Below are 20,998 nucleotides of genomic sequence, written 5' to 3'. Positions count from 1 at the left end.
GTTATTTTTTTGTCAGCCTTTTAAGAAAAGCTTCAATTTTATTGATCAGAAGCTCATCATTAGGCTGCTTATCCCAATCCAGATGTCCACCATTGAACTGATAAGATTCATGGATAACATGGTTTTTATTTAAAATTGAATCTAAGATTTTTTCCTGAGTAGAAGGTATGACATAATCCGAGTTTCCATAATAAGATAAAGTAGGAGTGGAGTTTTCTTTTATCCATTTTACAGGACTTGCGAAATCTATTAGTGATGTTCCCGATTTCTGTACACGGGGATCAACAAGCCTTTTTTCCACAAAAGAATATTCCTGATAATTTTTGAAACCCGGGTCTGAGAGATCTGCAGGACCAACAATATTAATTACAGCTTTTACTTTTTTGTCAACATCGAATTGATAGGCATATAACATAGACAAATGCCCGCCTGCGCTGTTTCCTAATAAAATAAGGCTGGGATTGTAACCTAGTTTATTTTCTAATAGCTCAGTCACTTTTTTAATATCCTCAGTCTGATTCGGAAGTCCAAACTGAGTTGCTGAAGCCAGTCTGTAGTTCATATTGACGAAAATATGATCAGGAAATCTCTGCATCATAGAAAGCGTGAAGAAAGTCAATTGTGATTTATTTCCACTGCGCCAGCCTCCACCATGAATCATGATAAATACATCTTTTTTACCCTGATATTTTTTGTTGGGAACATATAGATCCATACTCTGTTCCGGGCTATTTCCATAATGAATATTTTCTTCTTTATCGAAGCTTATATCTTTGCCCAGTTCTATCTTTTTTTCTTTACAGCCAGTACATAGAAAAAACAGGATTAGGCAAACCGAAATAATATATATGTTTTTTTTCATAGCAATTAAATATAAAAAATCCGCTGAAAAGAATCAGCGGATACTGTAAAGAATAATTAATTGAATATGAAGAAAGATAATCTTTTATCTTGTTCTGCTTTTGATAGCATCTGATGCACCTTCGATGTCTCGTACTTTTTTCACTTTCTGGTTTCCGAAATTGTAGGTAAGGCTTACCATTACATTTCTGTTGTAACGGTTTTGGTGAATGTAATTATAATTACCGTTCTCCTGGAAGTCTTCAATTTTAACGATATTGGTATTAAGAATATCATTGGCATTAACTGCGAAGGTCCATTCGTTCCACACTTTTTTGATGCTGAGATCTAAGCTCATTAAACTTTTCAGTAATCCAAGTTCGATCTGCTGCTTGTCTACGAAGAAATAATTAACACCAAAGAACCATGTTTTCTTTTTATCAAGACGGATCGTGTTGTTGGTTTGGATCAAAAGACTCGTAGAATTGGTTTTGTTGGTGTATACTATGTCTTTACCATCCTGATTTCTGAATCGGTCTCCTGTTGTAGGATCAATATCAAGGCTTCCATTGTTGATGTTATGCTGTACTCCGATATTGAAATTGGTTGTCCAGTATTGTTTGAAGAATGACTTCTGAATACCTATCATTGCAGACATTTCCTGTTTATTTCCAAAATTGGTTCTTATATATCTCAATACAGGATTGGGACCCACCGTACCATCAGGAGATACCGGATAACCCTGAAGCGGAACCTGGGTTATAGCATCCTGAATATAGGAATGATTTAAAATCAGGAAGTATGAATTTTTGTACATATAAGTCAGCTCCTGATTATAAGTAGATGAAGCCTTTACAAATGGGTTATTTTGAGTATAATTATCATCTGTCAAAATGTTTCTTACCGGATTGATTTCCCAGAAGCTCGGTCTTCTCATCCTGCTTGAGAAGGAATAAGAAATATTGTTTTTATCATTAATGGCGTAGTTGAAGCTCAAATAGGGAAGAAGGTTGTTATAATTTCTTTCAATTCTTTTAAGTTCATCTGTAGGAGCATTGTCAGAGGTTCCAAGACTGTTGGTAATTTCATATCTCGCTCCGATTTTTCCGGAAATTTTATCCGATAGTTTCTTTTCTATCGTCAGATAAGCACCATAAATATTTTCATCGTAGATAAAATGATTGGGTCTTGAATCCGGAGCTTCTATGGGATTAAAAGAATACGTTATGTTTTTAGAATCGTTGTCTGTTTTGGTTTTGTTATAATTTCCTCCTATTGAAATGGTCAGGTCATTTTTAAATTTCTGGTTATAATCTACCATTCCAGAGAAATTATTAATGATCTGGGGAAGATCCTGGAACACCTGTGTAGTCATTTTTCCAACTCCCATATTCACATCAGACATATGTGTTCTGTTATCTGTAAACTGGAATCTTTTATAATTAAGATAAGCCGCATTTACATTAAGCTTACTGCCTAAGGAATCGGTCTTTAATTCATAATTTAAATTCACGGAATTGTTGTAAGATCTTACATCTTCTTTATTTTTGGACCATGTATATTTTGTTCCGTCTTCTGTCTTAATGGTATTGAAAAGATTTACAGTAGAATTATAGCTTTTATTAGCCCATGTGTTCCATGATAATGCCAGGTTGCTTTTGTCGTTCAGCTGATAGTCAATATTCAGATAACCTCCGATGTTTTTGTTCGGATCATCAATATCTCCTGTAGATTCATTAGACGTCTTGGCAGTTCCGTTTCTTAACGTGTAGGTTTGTGCCTCTATATTCTCACCTCCGCTAAGATTGGCGCTTACTCCCAGCTTTCCTTTTCGGTAGTTGGCAGAGAAGCTGGCCTGGCTTCCGTTGTATTTACTGGTTGTATTAGACATCCTCATATTTCCGTTGAGACCGTCACTCATTTTTTTCTTTAAAACGATATTGATGATCCCATCTGATGATTCAACCTGATACTCACTGCCCGGAACGGTAATCACTTCAATTTTCTGAATGTTTTCTGCCGGAGTATTTTTCAGGAACTGAGCCAGAGATTCAGAATCCATATTGCTTTTTCTTCCGTTGATATAGATCAGGGCATTATTTTTCCCTGCGATTTTCAATGTTTTATCATCCGTAGAAGATAATAGTGGAGTCTGTTTCAGAAGGTCAAAAGTGGTATTTCCTTTAGCTACTGGTGATGCTGCCACATCATATACAAAACGGTCACTTTGTTTTTTGAAAACCTGTTTTGTAATGGTAACTCCTTCTATATTTTTTGTTTTTGCCGTATCAGATTTCTTCTCCTGGGCAAATACACAAGTACCGAATACGATAGCCATTGACAAAATTATACGTTTCATGTTGTTTTTATTTAAGAGTGGTTTTGTGATATAAGTTGTATAGATTAAGTTCTTGATTTTACAGCATCATTAGCTGATTTCATCTCCCTTGCTTTTTTCAGTTTCTGATTTCCGAAATTGTAAGTAACTCCGATGCTCATTAACCTTGGATAGCTGAAGTTGGTTATGTTATTATACTTTCCGTTAGGCTGTACTCCTTTAACGCTGTAAAAGCTTTGGTTAAATAAGTCACTTACTTCCGCCACGATAGTCCAGTCGCCTACAATTTTTTTCAGACTAAAATCGAAACTTTGTCTTGTCCCTATCATACCTCCTTCCATTGCTGTCTGGCTTGCATAAAAGTAATTGACTCCTAAGAACCAGTCTTTTTTGGATGAAAGTCTGATAATGTTATTGATCGTTGCAGACATATTGTAGTTTTTAACATCAATGATATAAGGATCTACAACTTCCGTTTCTCCCGGAACCGGCATAGAGGTTGGATCTTCCCATACCCCGCCTGAATAAGTGACATACCCTAAGTTCACAGAATAATTGGTAGTCCATATGTCTTTGAACCATGACTTGTTCATTCCCAGCGTCAGAGCAATCTCTCTGTTTTTACCATAATTGGTTCTGATATATCTTAGAAATCTTGTTGTTTCCATGATTTTATTACCCTTGATATCGTAAATGATGTTGCCCTTAGAATCTTTTTTGGGAGCGGTTACGGTTCCCTGTAATGGAATCAGGTCTGAAGCAGCAGCATCTTCCACCATATTAAAACTAAGATTGGCATAGAATGCATTTTTGTACATATAATTGAGCTCCTGATTGTAATATTTGGAAGCCAATATAAATGGATTGTTTTGCGTATAATTGGTTGGGGTAAAGTATGTTCTCGAAGGATTAAGTTCCCAGAATCTAGGTCTTCTGATTCTGCTGGAAAATGTATAACTCAAATTATGATCAGAATTGATTGCATAATTTAAATTCAAATAAGGAAGCAGGTTATTATAATTTCTTTCAAATCCTGTTTTGTCTACGATATCTCCGGTACTTCTGGTCATTTCGTAGCGGGCTCCTATTTTTCCGGATATTTTCTCAGTCAGTTTACGTTCATAGTTCAGATAAATCCCCAGTATATTTTCTTTATAAATAAAGTGATTGGTTTGATTTGGATCTATTATAAATTCTCCGTTTTTCAGTTTATCCTGTTGAGTATCATTATCTGTATTCGTATGGTTGTAGCTGATTCCCATTAACCATGTTGCGCCTTTAGCTGTTTTTTTCAGATAGTCGATATTTGCCGCATAGTTGTTAATGATCTGGGGTACTGATTGATGAAGTGCTGAATACTTGTTGATCGTATCATTAGTTAAAGGAAAACTTTCATTGAAACTTACTTTATCTCTGTTGAACCACAGGTAAGAAACGTTTGAGGTTAGCTTGCTTCCCAAAGAATCGGTTTTCATTTCATAATTTAAATTGAAAGAATGATTTCTGGTTTGTGCATCTTCATAATTGACTGTTCTGTTATTTAAACCCCCGTTTTGCCAGTTGGTAATATCCAGTACAGAATTGAAACTTTTATTATATCTCATGTTGTAGGAGAAACCAAGACTATGTTTTTTATTGATCTCATAATCAATGTTAAAACCTCCGCCAAAATTTTTATTGGGATCATCATTAAACCCGTATGATTCATTTCTGAAAGTAGGATCTCCGTTTGAGAGTGTATATCTTTGTCTGTCTGTCCAGCTTCCCGTTCTGAAGTTAGAATTACCGGACCACTTTCCCTGTCTGAAATTAAAAGAAGCTCCTGCATTAGGGTTGTTGTAATAAGCTTGCTCATTCTGCATTTTCAACGTTCCGTTGTAACCGTTGTTTTTGCTTTTTTTCATTACAATATTAATTACACCTTCTTTGGATTCAACCTGGAATTCACTTCCCGGAACTGTAATCACTTCAATTTTCTGGATATCCTCTGATGGAGTAGATTTCAACATTTCAATCAATGCTTCAGAATCCATATTTGTTTTCTTATTGTTGATGTAGATCACCGCATCATTTTTTCCCAAAATCTTCAGTGTTTTTCCGTCTATGCTGGAAATCATAGGAGTTTGTTTTAAAAGATTAAAGGTGTTGGTTCCTTTAGCAATAGATGAAGAAGCTACATCGTACACTAAACGGTCTCCTTGCTTTTTGAAAACCTGCTTCTTGATATTCACTGCATCAATAGCATTTACTTTCAAACTGTCTTTTTTCTGCTGGGCAGCTGCAGTTACAAGTCCACCGAAAAAGAGTGCTGCAATAAGAATTTGAGTTTTCATGATATTATTTTTTAATTAATAGCTTGTATGGTTTGTTATTTTACATTACAAAGATATATAATAAATTTAGTATCATGCAATGCAAAGTACTTAAAATGTTTTTAGTTATTATTTAAGTAGTTGATTGTCAGTAACTAAAATTTTACATCAATTTTAAAGCTTCAATGACTTTGTTACTTAATTAGACAATTTAAAGTTCAATTTTGTTACATGATAAAATGAAATAGGTTGAAATTTGAAAAAATATTTGACGAGAAATGAGAAAAATAGCAATGATTGTGTTATTATTGTGCTTCGGTAAAAGAAAATTTTACCATATAAAAGTAACGAAATCCAGATATGTAAATGCATCAAGGGGCTTGGTCGCTACCAACGGAATAGATAGGGTGAACATGATGGTCCTGCAACAACAGATCTACAATCACTGTAGTAGATCTTCCGAAAACTCAAACGTAGCGAAGAATATGTAAGAAAGACATGTTATAACTAAAAAATTAAAAGGACCGAACAGGTCCTTTTTTTATACAGTATTTATTATTCTCTGTCGAATCGGGCTAATTTTTTGTCTACCCAAACTGTTGCAAAAGGGAAGAATGCGGATAATAATGCAAAAACGAAATCTTCATCATCCCAATTATAAATTTTTCTTGCAGGAAGGCAGAGTATAAGGTAAAGCGTAAAAAATAATCCGTGTAAACTGCCGATAACGCTGATGAAGATAATAGAATATAAATTTTCATCATAACGGATCCAGATCATCGCAACACAGTACAGTAAAAGACATGAAACAGCTTCTGCAACACAAATCTGTTTAAACCATTTGATGATTTTTTCCTGAGAATATTTTGAGAAAAATTTTTCGATGAAGTCCATGAATAATTATTTATAGTAGATAAAAAAAATTGTTTCGCTTTTTACCGGATATCCACTGTATTTTACAGGTTCAAATTTAGTGTATTTTATAAACTTATTGATCTCCTTTTCGAAATAAGGGATATATTTCAAATTGTGATCATTATAAATACGATGACTAAATTGATGCTTCAAAACCTTTCCTTTTTGATCTAAAATGATTGTAATCGCAGTGCTTGAACGGTATTTTTGAAAAGAAGGATTGTAATTTTCATAACCTTCCGGATAAATAAAATTATGGAAGAAATCTTTATTTAACTGATCATTATCATCTGTATAACTGAGATATTTACCTTTATAAGTCCATTCACAATGCTCATCGTTATCAAAGATTTTATCAGGGTGTTTTTTTACATACATGGCTACAGATTCTTTAACGAGACCGTCAATAAAATCTTTACCAAACTTTTTTTCAGTCAATTCAGTCATTACAGAATAATAACACTCACCTGAATAACCACCCATATCACTGCCCATCCATTCTCCGCCCCAAATGATATTATGCTTTTTTAAAATCATTCTGAGTTCTTCTCCAGGCAAAAACTTATCACCATAGGGAGCAGCAATATTGATAAAATATTTATTTTGAATTTCCGAAGCTTTTACAGCTCTTATTGAATCTTCACTGCAGCGCTTTTTATTATAGATTATCCTTTCAGCAAAAATAATTTTCTTTAATTCTGCAAGAGAGTCACTTTTTGAAGCTGTTGATTCCTGTGCATATAAACAACTTTGTAAAAAAACGGAAAATAAAAATAAGTACAGTTTCATTGATTATTGATAAAAACTGCTACCATCCAAATATTCAAAAACTTCAGGCGGAAGCATAGGTCTTACATTTTTACCATCTTTGATCATAGTGCGGATTTCAGTGGCAGAAAGTTCTATAACCGGCGCCTTGATGAGAGAAATATTTTCATGTTGTAAATAGTCAGAATCTGCTTTTTCTCCTTCAAATACTCTTGGATAAACAATGATATGATGATTTTTGATCAGAATATCAGAATTTTTCCACTTGTGAAGACTCTTCAGATTATCTTCTCCCATAATCAGGCTGAAAGAATATTCAGGGTGTTTTTCATGAAGATAGGTAAGAGTATCTATTGTGTAGCTTGGTTTAGGAAGAGAGAATTCCACATTGGAGGCTCTCATATTGGGGTAATTCTTTACTGCCAGCTGTACCATATCTAATCTGTTATGGTCATTGAGTAAAGATTTTTTGTCTTTAAACGGATTTTGTGGGCTCACTACAAACCAAAGCTCATCCATATCAGAATTTTCCAGAATATAATTCGCCAGAATAAGATGTCCGATATGAATTGGATTGAATGATCCGAAAAATAAGCCGATTTTTTTCATTGTTTGTTAGGTAGTAGATAACGGGTGACAGTACTTTTGAATATAAATATTGACTCAGGATTTTTTTTTAAAGATTTACAGGGGATAGTTGATTTCTATTACCTGCAAACTAAATCCTGCTGCCTCTATCAATCCCTGAATTTCACATCCTTAATATTTAGATAATGAGTGACGTTACCTTTCCAGTGATTTTCTTCAAGGGTAAAAGCAAGGTCAAAATTTTTATTTTTAAAATCTTCAACAAATGGTCCTAGCTTGAATCCTACACATTCAATATTTCGTCCTGTAGATTCCTGCTTGATATAAAACTTCAGATGGTTATTATCTTTCCCCATCGTTTTCACATAACCTGACAATTTCTGATTGGTCAATGTAAAAATAGGTTTCATGTTGTGAGGCCCGAATGGAGCCAGTTTTCTGTGGAAATTGATAAACTCTCTGTTGATTTCATCAACTGTAATTTCAGTATCAATAGCAATGGAAGGTTCTTTTTGATGGTCTTTGATTTTTTCAGAAACAATTTTTTCAAACCTTTCCTTGAAAGCGTCAAACTTGTCTTTCTCCATAGAAAGTCCGGCAGCTGCGTGGTGGCCTCCAAACTTCAGGAAATATTCAGAACACATATCAAGAGCTTCATGCACATCAAAGTCAGAAACAGATCTTGCAGAAGCTACCATTTCCCCGTTATTACCATCAGTAAATACCAGGGTAGGTTTATAATACGTTTCAATAAGTCGGGAAGCAACAATACCAATCACTCCTTTATTCCATTCAGGATGATAAACGATGGTTGTGTGCTTGGTTTCCTGCTGAGATTCTATAATTTGGTTCAATGCAGAAAGAGTAGAGTTCATATCCAGCTCTCTTCTCTCGTCGTTGAGGTTCATGATGTCGCTTACAATCTGGTTGGCATGTTTCAGATTGTCAGAAACCATAAGCTCTACGGCTGCTTTACCATGAGAGATTCTTCCGGCTGCATTAATTTTAGGAGCTATTTCAAAAACAATATTTGAAATTTCAAAATGAGAAAGTTTATCCTCAGGAATCAGCAATCTTAATCCCAGATTTCTGGTTTTTCTAAGGGTTTTCAATCCCATTTTAGCCAGTACTCTGTTTTCACCTGTCATGGAAACAATATCGGCAGCAATAGAAATGGCCAGAAGATCAGTAAGCTCAAATAATTCCGCTTCCGGTAATTTATAAATTGTATTTAATCCCTGGCAAAGCTTAAAGCCAACACCACATCCCGAAAGTTCTTTGAAAGGATATCGGCAGTCAGTTCTTTTAGGGTCAAGTACAGCCGCAGCATCAGGAATTTCTTCACCCGGAAGGTGATGGTCGCAGATAATAAAATCTATATCCAGATTTTTGGCATAGTTGATCATATCAATCGCCTTTATTCCGCAATCCAGTGCAATGATTAATGAAAATCCATTTTCTTTGGCAAAATCAATTCCTTCAGTAGAAATTCCATACCCTTCAGAATTTCTGTCAGGAATATAATAGTCTAAATATTTTTTCTCAACAATTTTGCTGAGATAAAGGTACATCAGAGCAACCGCTGTGGTTCCGTCCACATCATAGTCACCATAGACCAATATTTTTTCACCATTTTCAATAGCCGTTGCAATACGCTCTACAGCTTTTTGCATATCTGCCATTAAAAACGGATTGTGTATATCGTTAAGGTTTGGTTTGAAGAATTCTCTGGCCTTTTGATAATTGTCAATCCCTCTTAAAACGAGGATTTTAGATTCAAAAGTACCAAAACCAAGTGACGAACTCAGTCTGTCCACAACTTCCTCATCGGGTTCAGGCTTATAAATCCATTTTTGACTCATTTCACAAAAATAAGGAAAAAAAATAGCATTCCAGAAAGAACTGGAACGAAGTTTCGACTTAATAATTGTTAAAAAAAGGCTATCTTCGTGCTCCAAAATTTTAAATGACTATGAAAAAAATTACGCTATGCCTGATGTTATTTGGGGCTATGTATTCGATTAATGCACAAAAAATTAACCTCGGGAAAGCTGCGGGAATGGTTTCAAATGGTGCAAAAGCTCTAACATTTACGAATGAAGATGCGGTTAAATTATCCAAAGAATCAGTAGACTGGATAGATAAAAATAATGCCGTAGCAGGACCTAAAGACCCATACACTGTGAGACTGAACAAATTGTTTGGAAAACACAAATCTCAGGACGGTCTGAATTTGAATTATAAAGTTTATAAAGTTAAAGATATCAATGCGTTTGCCTGTGCGGACGGAAGTGTACGGGTGTTCTCTTCTCTGATGGATATCATGACAGACAATGAATTGCTTGCTGTTATCGGACATGAGATCGGGCACGTGAAAAATCAGGATACAAAAGATGCCATGAAATCTGCTTATCTGAAAGCGGCGGCACTAGATGCTGCATCATCAGCTTCTTCTGCTGTAGCTACTCTTAATGAGAGCCAGGTAGGAAAGATGGCTAATGCATTTTTGGATGCTTCACACAGCAAAAAACAGGAATCAGAAGCAGATACCTACTCATACGACTTTATGAAAGCTAATAAATATGATGTTGTAGGGGCCTATACAGCTTTCAAAAAGTTAGCGCTGCTTTCAGAAGGAAGTACACAAACGAATTTTGAAAAAATGTTCAATTCTCACCCTGACAGTAACAAAAGGGCAGAATCTATTAAAAAACGAGCTGAGAAAGACGGGTTATGGAAAGATCCGGGAACGGTAACTTTGCCTACTGCAAAACTTACGAAATAATTAATTATATATTTTCAATAAAAAACCTCAAAGCACTGCTTTGAGGTTTTTTTATATAAATTTTAATGTTGTTCGATTAAGAATACATTTTTTCTCTTAGTTCTTTTACCTTTTTATCAGCAAGATATTCGTCATAAGTCATTTCTCTGTCGATAATTCCTGCAGGAGTCAGTTCAATGATTCTGTTACAGACTGTTGAAAGCATTTCGTGGTCATGAGATGCTAACAAAAGATTTCCTTTGAAGTTCGATAAAGAGTTGTTCAACGTGGTAATACTTTCAAGGTCTAAGTGGTTGGTAGGTTCATCTAATAAAAGAACATTTGCTTTCTGAAGCATCATTCTGCTGAACATACATCTCATTTTTTCACCTCCGGAAAGTACTTTACAAGATTTTAAAGCCTCATCACCTGAGAAAAGCATTCTTCCAAGGAATCCTCTTACAAACTCTTCGTGGCGCTCTTCGTCATTTTTTGTAAATTGTCTCAACCAGTCAACCAGGCTTAGATCTTCCTGGAAGAAGTTGGTATTATCCAAAGGCATGTGAGATTGGTTAGTTGTAACACCCCATGCAACAGTTCCTTTGTCAGCTTCTACATTTCCTGCTAAAATTTCGAAAAATTCTGTAATTGCTAAAGAGTTTTTAGAAAGTACGGCTACTTTGTCTCCTTTCTTAAGATTCAAATCAATATTAGAGAATAGCAATTCTCCATCTTTTGTTTTCTCAAGACCTTTTACATCTAAAATCTGATCACCTGCCTCTCTTTCCATTTCGAAAATAATAGCCGGATATCTTCTTGAAGATGGTTTAATATCGTCAATGTTTAATTTGTCGATCATTTTTTTTCTTGCTGTAGCCTGTTTTGCTTTCGCAACGTTTGAGCTGAATCTTGCAATGAAGTCCTGAAGTTCTTTTTTCTTCTCTTCAGCTTTCTTGTTAGCCTGAGCTCTTTGTCTTGTTGCTAATTGAGAAGCCTGATACCAGAAAGAGTAGTTACCTGTGTAAAGATTAAGTTTAGCGTAATCCAGGTCACCGATATGCGTACAAACCGTATCTAAGAAGTGACGGTCGTGAGATACCACGATTACCGTGTTTTCATAGTCTGCAAGGAAATCCTCCAGCCATGAGATTGTATCGATATCAAGGTCGTTGGTAGGCTCATCCAGAATCAACACATCCGGATTTCCGAAAAGAGCCTGAGCCAAAAGAACCTTTACTTTGTCTTTGTTCTCAAGTTCGCTCATCATCTGCCAGTGCATGTCATCTTTTACTCCAACGTTTGAAAGCATGGTCTGTGCATCAGATTCTGCAGTCCAACCTCCCATTTCATCATAAATTACACCTAATTCACCGGCTTTAATTCCGTCTTCGTCAGAGAAATCTTCTTTTGCGTATAACGCATCCATTTCCTCTTTTATCTCAAATAATTTCTTATTACCTCTTAAAACTGCCTCAAGAACAGTATATTGATCATAAGCAAAGTGATCCTGCTCCAAAACTGACATTCTTTTCCCTGGTTCCAGAGATACATGTCCTGTTGTAGGATCCTGCTTTCCTGTTAATATTTTCAGGAATGTAGACTTTCCCGCACCGTTTGCTCCGATGATCCCGTAGCAGTTTCCTTTGGTAAACATAATATTTACCTCGTCAAAAAGAACTCTTTTCCCGAATTGTAAAGATAAGTTAGATACTGTTAACATATAGTTTTGTAAATTTGGCGCAAAAATACGAAAAGAATTTGGGTATTTTGTAATAATATAATAGTCAAGTTTTTAATTGTATGGTATTTTTTATATATTTCATTAACGAAATTTTAAAATGATGAAGATTGAGAAAACAGTTAGCATATTAAACAGAAGAGCCCGTTTTGAATATGAAATTCTTGAAGAATATGAAGCAGGAATGGTTTTGACGGGTACCGAAATAAAATCTTTACGTTCATCCAAAGCATCCATTACAGAATCCTTCTGTCAGTTTATTGATGGGGAATTGTACATCATTAACATGATGATTGATGAGTATAAATTAGGTACTTTTTACAATCACAAAACAAAAAGGGAACGGAAATTGCTCTTGCACAAAAAAGAATTACAAAAACTTGAAAAAAAGTTAAAGGATGCTGGGAACACCATAATACCTTTAAAATTATATATCACTGATCGAGGTAAAGCAAAGGTGCTGATAGCGCTGGGTAGAGGGAAAAAGCTTTTCGATAAAAGAGAGGCGATAAAAGATAGAGAAAATAAACGGAACCTGGACAGAATATTAAAGAAAAGTTAAAAATCATTTGAAAAACTTTGTATATAAAGAAAAATTATATTTATTTTGCATTATCAATTATTTAATCATTTAATTCTATGAAAAATCTAAAATTAGGAATTTCAGCATTGGCGCTTACTGTTGCCTCTACTGTTTTCGCACAGACTACCAACAATCCGTGGTTAATCGGAGTTGGTGCTCATGCTGAAAACCACGTAGCAGCAAGAGGTAACTTCAGTAATACGTTCTCTGCTAACAATTTGACGAAGAGTATGTTCAATGTGAACAACTTCTCTATTACTCCTCCATTATCTAAGTTAACAGTTGCTAGAAATGTTGGTAAAGGTTTAGTAATTGACTGGCAGACTTCTGTTGGGAACGTTGAAAACAAAAGATTCAACATGGGGAAAGAATTTTTCCTAATGACAGGTCTTGGTTTCCAGGCTCACGCTGCAGGTCTTTTATGGAACGAAGAATCTTGGTTTGATCCATATTTAAGAGTTGGTGCTAACTACTTAAGACATGACTATACAGCTCTTACTTTCCCTAGAACATCTGTTGACGCTAACGGTAATCCAATCGAAACTGTTGTTAATGGTAAGGATGGTAACGAAAACGGTAAAGCTAATCACTTTACAGTAGCTACAGGTGCTGGTGCTAACTTCTGGGTAACTAAGAACTTCGGTCTTGGTGTTCAGGGAGATTATGTATCAACTCCAGGTGACAACTCTACAGTGGCTAACTTCTGGCAAGCTTCTGCTTCTATCTTATTCAGATTTGGAAACAGAGATAGAGATAAGGATGGTATCCTAGATAAAGATGACCTTTGTCCAGATACTCCAGGTTTACCAGAATTCCAGGGATGTCCTGATACTGACGGTGACGGAGTTCCAGATAAAGACGATCAATGTCCAGAAGTGGCAGGTCCAGTTGAAAACAACGGATGCCCTTGGCCAGATACAGACGGTGATGGTGTAATCGACAAAGATGACGCTTGTCCAACAGTAGCAGGTCCTGCTGAAAACAACGGTTGTCCTTGGCCAGATACAGACGGTGACGGTATCTTAGATAAAGATGATGCTTGTCCTACTGTTCCAGGTCTTCCTGAATACAATGGATGTCCTAAGCCAAAAGATGTTATCGCTAAAGAAGCTACAGGTGCTCTTAAAGATATCTTATTTGATTTCAATAAAGCTACTATCAGACCTGAATCTAGCGGTAAATTAGATCAAGCTGCAACAATCATTAAGCAATCTAACGACGGTACATTCTTAGTAACTGGTCACACAGATAAGAAAGGTGCTGATGCTTACAACTTGAAACTTTCTAGACAAAGAGCTGCTTCAGTAGTAGGTGCTCTAGAAGCTAGAGGTGTTAGCGGTAATCAGTTAAAATCTGTAGGAGTTGGTGAAAGAGACGCTACTGTTTCTGAAAAAGCTTCTGACGCTGAAAGAATGGTTGACAGAAAAGTAGTTGTTGAGGCTATCAACGGTGCTGCTTGGGATGCACTTAAGAAATCTGATCTAGAAGTTGTAGAGAAGAAGACTGTAGTGAAAAAAGCTAAAAAAGCTCCAGCTAAGAAAAAAGCTGCTGCTAAAAAGAAAAAATAATTAATTTTTCTAAATAATGAATACCTCCAATTTAATTGGGGGTATTTTTTTTTTGTTGACTTTTAAGTAATTTTGTTGGAAATTTAAAAATTAAAATGGGAAGAGCATTTGAATATAGAAAAGCTTCTAAAATGGCCAGATGGGATAAAATGGCCAAAACATTCTCCAAAATAGGTAAAGACATTGCATTGGCTGTAAAGGCTGGTGGAACAGATCCGGAAGCCAATCCGGCCCTGAGAAGATGTATCCAGAATGCGAAGGGGGCAAACATGCCTAAGGACAACGTAGAACGTGCGATTAAAAAAGCGAGCGGTGCTGATGCGGAAAACTATGAAGAAATCACATATGAAGGTTACGGGCAAGGTGGTGTTGCTTTTTTTGTAGAATGTACTACAAACAACACAACAAGGACTGTAGCGAACGTGAGAGCTGTTTTTAACAAGTTTGATGGTAACCTTGGGAAAAATGGTGAATTGGCATTTATCTTTGATAGAAAAGGAATTTTCACCATTGATCTTGCTCAGATCAAAATGGATTGGGATGATTTTGAAATGGAAATGATTGATGGTGGTGCAGAAGATGTGGAAAAAGATGAGGAAGAAGTAATGATTACAACTGCTTTTGAAGATTTCGGTTCTTTATCTCACAAATTAGATGATCTGGGAATTGAGGCAAAGAGTGCGGAACTTCAAAGAATTCCAAACAATACAAAAGAAGTAAATGCAGAGCAGTTTAAAGCTAACATGAAAATGCTTGAGCGTTTCGAAGAGGATGATGACGTTCAAAACGTTTACCACAATATGGAAATCACAGAAGAGCTGATGGACTCTTTATAAAAAATAATATAGCATTCATATACAGTTAACTTTCAATTAGTTTCTTTGTACAAAACTATGAAAAGAAACGTTGAATTAGTTGTTATATCGGATGTTCATTTGGGAACTTATGGATGTAAGGCTAAAGAATTGTTGAGATATCTCAATTCTATCCAGCCTAAAACTTTAGTTTTGAACGGTGATATTATTGATATCTGGCAGTTTAAAAAGTCTTACTTCCCTAAACCTCATTTGAAAGTAATCAGAAAGATTCTTTCATTGGCGACCAAGAACACAGACGTCTATTACATCACGGGTAATCATGATGAAATGTTTCGAAAGTTCACAGATTTTGAACTAGGAAAACTTAAAGTCTGTAATAAAATCTGTCTGAATATTGATCAGAAAAAAACCTGGATATTTCACGGTGATGTTTTCGATGCATCCGTCCAGCACTCAAAATGGATCGCCAAACTTGGCGGAAAAGGTTATGATCTCCTTATTATTATTAATAATGTTGTAAATTGGTTCTTAGAAAAAATGGGTAAAGAGAAATACTCATTTTCCAAAAAGATCAAAAACAATGTGAAAAAAGCAGTGAAATATATCGGTGATTTTGAACTTACAGCTTCAGAACTGGCTATTGACAATAATTATGATTATGTAGTTTGCGGACATATCCATCAGCCACAGATCCGTGAGGTTGTTAATAAAAAAGGATCCTGCACCTATTTGAATTCGGGGGACTGGATTGAAAATCTCTCTGCTTTAGAATACAATGATAAAGAATGGACAATTTTTTATTATGATGAGCATAAACACTTGCTGAAAGATGAGGAAGTGGAAGAAATTCAGGAAATGGATAATTCTGCTCTTTTAAAAATCGTAACCAATTTTTCCTAGATGAAGATTTTGTATGCATTCCAGGGTACTGGGAACGGTCATGTTGCCAGAGCACAGGAAATTATTCCTCTTCTCAAAAAATATGCATCTGTTGATACATTGATCAGCGGACATCAGTCGCAATTAAAGGCTGATTTTGACATCAATTTCCAATATAGAGGTATTTCTCTTCTTTATAATAAAACAGGCGGTTTATCCTACCGGAAAACGTTTACCGAAAATAAATTCCTTGAAGCAGCCAAAACAATAAGGGAACTGGAACTCTCACAATATGATTTAATCATTAACGATTATGAACCTTTGACAGGCTGGGCTTCCAAACTGAAAAAGCTTCCGATGATAGAATTGAGCCATCAGGCTTCCATGAGCTTTCCGGAAACACCCAAACCAAAGAAAAAAGACTTTCTGGGAGAAATGATTTTAAAATATTATGTTCCCAGTGAAAGAAAAATAGGGTTCCATTTTGAGAATTACCATCCTCAGATTAAAAAACCGGTGATCAGAAGAAAAATCAGAAATCTTAATCCTTATAAACAGGGATATTATCTTGTCTATCTTCCCAGCTTTGCGGATGAAAACATCATTAAGGTTTTAAGAAACATTCCTGTGGAATGGAAAGTGTTTTCAAAATACAGCAAAGTGCGGGTTAAGGTAAAGAATGTAGAAATATTTCCTATTGATGAAGTGCAATACCTGAAATACTTTGAAGGCTGTGAAGGAATTTTGTGCAACGCAGGTTTTGAAAGTCCGGCAGAAGCATTGTTTATGGATAAAAAATTGTTCGTAATTCCTATTCACAATCAGTATGAACAGGAATGTAATGCATGTGCCCTTGATAAAATGGGAATCCCTAATTCCAAAGTATTAGATCTTCAGGAAATTATGGAGTGGGTAGCTTCTGACCATCATCTGAAAGTAGATTACCCGGATGATATTGAAGATATCTTGCTTAATGAAGTTTTAATTCTTTAAAAATATATCGTCTACATCACTCATTCTCATCATCACAGATCTTGCATAGGAACAGTGTGGATATACTTTCCAATTGTTTTCTCTGGCAAACCTGATGGCTTCTTCCACTAAAAATTTACCCATTCCTCTGCCTTCAAATTCAGGATGTACCAGAACAAATGAAATAATCAGTTTATGATCTTCAGGGAAAATGGTATAGGTAAGTCTGCCTACTTCTTTTATTTCGTTGTTTAGGGTTAGAACCCCGCCGTTTCCGGATTTATTGTTTTCAAATTTCATGATTCTGAACTTTAGGTTAAACATACAAAAATTGCACCGACCTTTGTATAAGTAATAAGCAATGGTAAATTACGATACTACCAATTCACTTGTTAAGCAAAATTGACGTTTGGCACTATTAACTGTCTTTCCCTGTGTAATAATTGTAATCTTTAATAATCACATTGATAAACTGTCTTTCCGTCATTTTAGTAGCATCAATTTCCAGTTTCAGGATACTTTTAATTTTCTCAGACAGCTTACTGATGATCTGGCGGTCATCTACTTTCAGCGCTTTGGTGTAATTATCTTTGATGATTCTCATATCATTATCACTCAAAGCAATAACTTGCGGAAAAGAAGGGATATAATTTTCATGGATATTCTCCAGGATTGTATGCGAAATATTGATATTGTTTTTCAGGGAAATGACAGCGGTTCCGGAAGCAATGTCACCCAAACGCTGGTTGTTTTTAGAAACAATCATAGAGATCAGTCCTATAACTCCGGCAAAGGATGCATCAACAATCCTGAACACCCAACGGATCATATAATCTGCAAAACTTGCCTGATAACCATCAATCTTTACCACTTTGATTTTCATTAGTTTTTTGCCGGGTGTCTGCCCTTCCATTAAGCTTTCCAATACAAGCGGATAAATATAAATAGGAAAAGTAAGGATAAGATAAACCGCTCTTATGGACCATTCATCAAGGCCATCTAATAAATATCCCAGATCAAGAATATTGAAGAATAAATACAGGATAATCACCACATAAGCGATCCTGATCAGAAGATCAATTATGAAGGCAAGCATCCTTTCTCCTACGCCTGCAATATTAAAATTAATATTTACATTTTGTGAGGTATTTATCGCAATTTGAGACATATTTTTTATTATTTTAGCCTTAACAATTATGAGAGAAGTTTATTTCATTAAACAAAATAAAGAAAAATGGTTGGGAATAGAACAGGTTATTCAAGGGAAAATTAAAAAAAATCCTGATGACCTGTCTTCGTTATATATAAATCTCATCAATGATCTTTCTTTTGCCCAGACCTATTATCCGAAAAGTAACACCACAGTTTACCTGAACCATTTGTCTGCCCAGATTTTTCAGAAGATCTATAAAACAAAAAGAGTAGAGGAAAACAGGCTGGTTTATTTTTTCAAAACTGAAGTTCCATTGCTGATGTATCAGTACAGAAGGTATCTGATGTATGCATTTCTCTTTTTTATTTTGTTTACCTCAATAGGTGTGCTTTCTGCCATTTATGATAAAGATTTTGTCAATATTATTCTGGGAGAAGGCTATGTGAATGAAACCATTGAAAATATTAAGCATAATAATGCGGTAGGAGTTTACCAGAGTGGCAGCACATGGGGAAGTACCATCGGGATTATTTTTAATAATATTCAGGTTGGAGCGAAACTGTATATTTACGGAATTGCAGGTGGGGTAGGAACTTTATTCGCTTTGCTTTCCAACAGTGTGATGCTGGGTGCTTTCCAGTATTTTTTCTATGATTACGGAGCTTTGAAAGACAGTGCAAGAGGCATATGGCTTCACGGAGTTTTTGAGATCTTTGCCATGGTGGTGGAAGCGATGTGCGGATTGATTCTGGGAGCATCAATTTTATTTCCGAGAACGTTTTCAAGGTTTAACTCTTTTAAAAAAGGATTTAAAGATTCATTTAAAATATTTTTAAGTACTATTCCCTTCACTATTTGTGCAGGAATTATAGAAGGTTATGTTACAAGGCATGCTTTGAAGATGCCTTTAATTTTGAACCTTATGATTATTTTTGGCTCACTGGCAATTATCGGATTTTACTATTTTGTGTATCCGTCTATTGTTTACAAAAAAACTAATAAACACATCCATGATACAATTTTATAAAAAAAGAGATTTTGGAACTTTTATCAGTGACAGTTTCAATTTTTTCAAATTATACGGGAAGAATTATTTTAAGAACTATATTCTGATCAATGGTCTGCTTTTGATCTTAATGGTAACCGTTGTGATTTTCGGGTATAAAGAACTCTTTTCACAAATATTCGCGTCCAATCTTGGTGGAGAAACGTATTATTTTGAACAGTATTTTTCAGATAATGCGGGCATGCTGATTACAGTAGGAATACTTACTTTTCTGCTTTTCATGGTTCTGATGATTGTCAATTACCTGTATCCGGTTTTTTACTTAAAAAGAATTGCACAGGGAGCAGAGAAGATAAAAACGGATGAAATCCTGAATGATTTTAAAAGCAATGCAGGAAGAATCGCGAAGCTTTGCCTTGGAATGATTTTTATCGTCACACCGGCGATTTTGTTTATAGTAGGATTTTCTTATATCCTGATCTTTATTATTATCGGTTTTTTTTTGATACTGCTTCTTTATCCTACGATATTTAACTTTACTACATTCCTGATGTATGATTATTTTAATTCAAACAGAGGTTTCTGGGAAAGTTTGAGCTACGCATTAAGATCGCAGTTTTCCTATCCGAACGGGAGTGAGAAATCCCCCTTTTGGAAATATTGGGGATCCGCATTTGTGATGTTTATTATTGTTTATATGATAACATCTATATTCACATTTATTCCGATGATCTTCTTTTACGGATCGCTTCTTACTTCTACGCCTGACGGGAATTTTGAGCAGAACCCTTTTACCGGAGCTGCAGGAATTTTGTTTTTTGTATTCTATGGAGTTTCAATGCTGATATCATTTTTTCTTTCCAACCTGATGTATGTGAATGCAGGATTGATGTATTATGACAGCAGAACAGATCTTCACCAGAAAGCAGAACTTGCAGAAATAGACACTATTGGAATCAATGAGTAAAATTTTTCTTTTCATATTGCTTTTTCTCTCTCTTGGGCTGGTTCAGGCTCAGGATGATAATCCCACTTCCGATGATCTGGTAGATTCACTCTATACAACCGGGCATTACAGAAATATGCTGCGTGCAGATTCTGTACTGATGAAAAATCCGGTATCTGAGAATACAGCTTATCCGAAAACATTCAAAGAAAATATTCCGTCAAGATATAAAGGAAATGAATTCGACTACTCCGTATCAAAGCCCAGAGAGTCTTTTTTTCAAAAGCTGATTCGGAAGCTCAATCAAATTATACAAGGAATTTTCGGGGAAACAGCATTGACAAAATCGGGGGAATTTACCGCAATCCTTATCCGTCTGTTTGCGATCATACTGGTAGGTTTTCTGTTATATTTCATCATTAAATATATCATGGGAAAAGATGGGAACTTTCTTTTTGGTAAAAAGAATAAAAAGCTGGATCTCAATGTGCAGGAACTCCATGAAAATATCCATGAAATCAATTTCCCTGAAAGTATCGCTAAATTTGAAATGGCAGGAGATTATCGTTCGGCAGTCCGTTACCAGTTCCTGTTTATTCTTAAAAAGCTGAGTGACAAAAAGCTGATCAACTGGAATCCGGAAAAAACCAATAAGGATTATGCCATAGAGTTGAAAGCCCCTCATCTGAAAAATGACTTTTCTAATCTGTCTTATATTTTTGATTATGTCTGGTATGGAGAATTCAGTATTGAAGAACAGAGCTATCAGAAATTTAAAAATCAATATCAGGCATTTAAACCCTAACAATA

At 35.4% G+C, this 20,998-nt stretch carries 20 protein-coding genes; 10 read left to right on the top strand and 10 right to left on the bottom strand.

The annotated features are described in order from the left end of the window. Position 1: 1 nt before the first annotated feature. From FN817_RS05435 to FN817_RS05425, 3 genes are all read right to left on the bottom strand, one after another. Positions 2-862, bottom strand: a complete 861-nt coding sequence (locus FN817_RS05435; protein WP_142717091.1) for an alpha/beta hydrolase — start codon at positions 860-862, stop codon at positions 2-4. An 84-nt stretch (positions 863-946) separates the two neighbouring features. Continuing rightward, positions 947-3,199, bottom strand: a complete 2,253-nt coding sequence (locus FN817_RS05430) for a TonB-dependent receptor domain-containing protein (protein ID WP_142717090.1) — start codon at positions 3,197-3,199, stop codon at positions 947-949. 44 nt (positions 3,200-3,243) lie between these two features. Next, positions 3,244-5,511, bottom strand: a complete 2,268-nt coding sequence (locus FN817_RS05425) for an outer membrane beta-barrel family protein (protein ID WP_142717089.1) — start codon at positions 5,509-5,511, stop codon at positions 3,244-3,246. A 257-nt stretch (positions 5,512-5,768) separates the two neighbouring features. Between FN817_RS05425 and FN817_RS05420 the strand changes: the two genes are divergently transcribed. Then, on the top strand, positions 5,769-5,981 hold the full coding sequence (locus FN817_RS05420) for a hypothetical protein (protein ID WP_142717088.1): 213 nt from the start codon (positions 5,769-5,771) through the stop codon (positions 5,979-5,981). A 64-nt stretch (positions 5,982-6,045) separates the two neighbouring features. Here FN817_RS05420 and FN817_RS05415 read toward each other — a convergent pair whose 3' ends face one another. The 4 genes from FN817_RS05415 to recJ all read right to left on the bottom strand — a co-directional run bounded on the left by FN817_RS05415 (position 6,046) and on the right by recJ (position 9,623). After that, a complete protein-coding gene (locus FN817_RS05415; RefSeq protein ID WP_142717087.1) occupies positions 6,046-6,384 on the bottom strand; it encodes a DUF3817 domain-containing protein in 339 nt (112 codons plus the stop codon). Between the two features lie 6 nt (positions 6,385-6,390). Continuing rightward, positions 6,391-7,194 (bottom strand): hypothetical protein, encoded by an 804-nt coding sequence (locus FN817_RS05410; protein ID WP_142717086.1) that lies wholly within the window; start codon positions 7,192-7,194, stop codon positions 6,391-6,393. 3 nt (positions 7,195-7,197) lie between these two features. After that, positions 7,198-7,782, bottom strand: coding sequence for a nicotinate (nicotinamide) nucleotide adenylyltransferase (gene nadD / locus FN817_RS05405; RefSeq protein WP_142717085.1), 585 nt, complete (start codon positions 7,780-7,782; stop codon positions 7,198-7,200). A 128-nt stretch (positions 7,783-7,910) separates the two neighbouring features. After that, positions 7,911-9,623, bottom strand: a complete 1,713-nt coding sequence (gene recJ / locus FN817_RS05400; protein ID WP_047422534.1) for a single-stranded-DNA-specific exonuclease RecJ — start codon at positions 9,621-9,623, stop codon at positions 7,911-7,913. 110 nt (positions 9,624-9,733) lie between these two features. Here recJ and FN817_RS05395 point away from each other — a divergent pair, with 110 nt between their 5' ends. Then, positions 9,734-10,546 (top strand): M48 family metalloprotease, encoded by an 813-nt coding sequence (locus FN817_RS05395; RefSeq protein ID WP_142717084.1) that lies wholly within the window; start codon positions 9,734-9,736, stop codon positions 10,544-10,546. A gap of 76 nt (positions 10,547-10,622) precedes the next feature. Here FN817_RS05395 and FN817_RS05390 read toward each other — a convergent pair whose 3' ends face one another. Further along, positions 10,623-12,245 carry an ABC-F family ATP-binding cassette domain-containing protein gene (locus tag FN817_RS05390; protein ID WP_142717083.1) on the bottom strand — a complete coding sequence of 541 codons (1,623 nt, stop codon included), beginning with the start codon at positions 12,243-12,245 and terminating at the stop codon, positions 10,623-10,625. 121 nt (positions 12,246-12,366) lie between these two features. Between FN817_RS05390 and smpB the strand changes: the two genes are divergently transcribed. From smpB to FN817_RS05365, 5 genes are all read left to right on the top strand, one after another. Further along, complete coding sequence (smpB, locus tag FN817_RS05385) at positions 12,367-12,825, top strand: SsrA-binding protein SmpB (protein WP_045501613.1); 459 nt, start codon at positions 12,367-12,369, stop codon at positions 12,823-12,825. 77 nt (positions 12,826-12,902) lie between these two features. Continuing rightward, positions 12,903-14,414 (top strand): OmpA family protein, encoded by a 1,512-nt coding sequence (locus FN817_RS05380; protein ID WP_142717082.1) that lies wholly within the window; start codon positions 12,903-12,905, stop codon positions 14,412-14,414. A gap of 95 nt (positions 14,415-14,509) precedes the next feature. After that, on the top strand, positions 14,510-15,250 hold the full coding sequence (locus FN817_RS05375) for a YebC/PmpR family DNA-binding transcriptional regulator (RefSeq protein ID WP_047422445.1): 741 nt from the start codon (positions 14,510-14,512) through the stop codon (positions 15,248-15,250). Positions 15,251-15,307: 57 nt separating this feature from the next. Next, a complete protein-coding gene (locus tag FN817_RS05370; protein WP_142717081.1) occupies positions 15,308-16,132 on the top strand; it encodes a UDP-2,3-diacylglucosamine diphosphatase in 825 nt (274 codons plus the stop codon). Next, positions 16,133-17,104 (top strand): glycosyltransferase family protein, encoded by a 972-nt coding sequence (locus FN817_RS05365; protein WP_142717080.1) that lies wholly within the window; start codon positions 16,133-16,135, stop codon positions 17,102-17,104. Here the strand turns inward: FN817_RS05365 and FN817_RS05360 are convergent. Together FN817_RS05360 and FN817_RS05355 are read right to left on the bottom strand one after the other, a co-directional pair. Next, complete coding sequence (locus FN817_RS05360; RefSeq protein ID WP_002983358.1) at positions 17,093-17,383, bottom strand: GNAT family N-acetyltransferase; 291 nt, start codon at positions 17,381-17,383, stop codon at positions 17,093-17,095. The two genes, FN817_RS05365 and FN817_RS05360, sit on opposite strands and share 12 nt — an antisense overlap. 118 nt (positions 17,384-17,501) lie before the next feature. Further along, on the bottom strand, positions 17,502-18,251 hold the full coding sequence (locus FN817_RS05355; RefSeq protein WP_142717079.1) for an RDD family protein: 750 nt from the start codon (positions 18,249-18,251) through the stop codon (positions 17,502-17,504). Between the two features lie 28 nt (positions 18,252-18,279). On the opposite strand from FN817_RS05355, the gene FN817_RS05350 reads away from it, so the two are divergent. The 3 genes from FN817_RS05350 to FN817_RS05340 are packed head-to-tail and all read left to right on the top strand — an operon-like array spanning position 18,280 to position 20,993. Further along, complete coding sequence (locus FN817_RS05350) at positions 18,280-19,263, top strand: stage II sporulation protein M (protein WP_142717078.1); 984 nt, start codon at positions 18,280-18,282, stop codon at positions 19,261-19,263. After that, positions 19,247-20,209: a DUF4013 domain-containing protein gene (locus FN817_RS05345; RefSeq protein ID WP_142717077.1), complete on the top strand. Its 963-nt coding sequence runs from the start codon at positions 19,247-19,249 to the stop codon at positions 20,207-20,209. Before FN817_RS05350 ends, FN817_RS05345 begins: the two co-directional genes overlap by 17 nt. Beyond that, entirely contained in the window at positions 20,202-20,993 is a 792-nt protein-coding gene (locus tag FN817_RS05340; protein WP_142717076.1) for a DUF4129 domain-containing protein, read from the top strand. Before FN817_RS05345 ends, FN817_RS05340 begins: the two co-directional genes overlap by 8 nt. Positions 20,994-20,998: the final 5 nt, after the last annotated feature.

The sequence above is a fragment of the Chryseobacterium rhizoplanae genome, from assembly GCF_900182655.1.
Classification (GTDB): Bacteria; Bacteroidota; Bacteroidia; order Flavobacteriales; family Weeksellaceae; genus Chryseobacterium; species Chryseobacterium rhizoplanae.
This window is presented reverse-complemented; position numbering and strand designations above follow the sequence as displayed.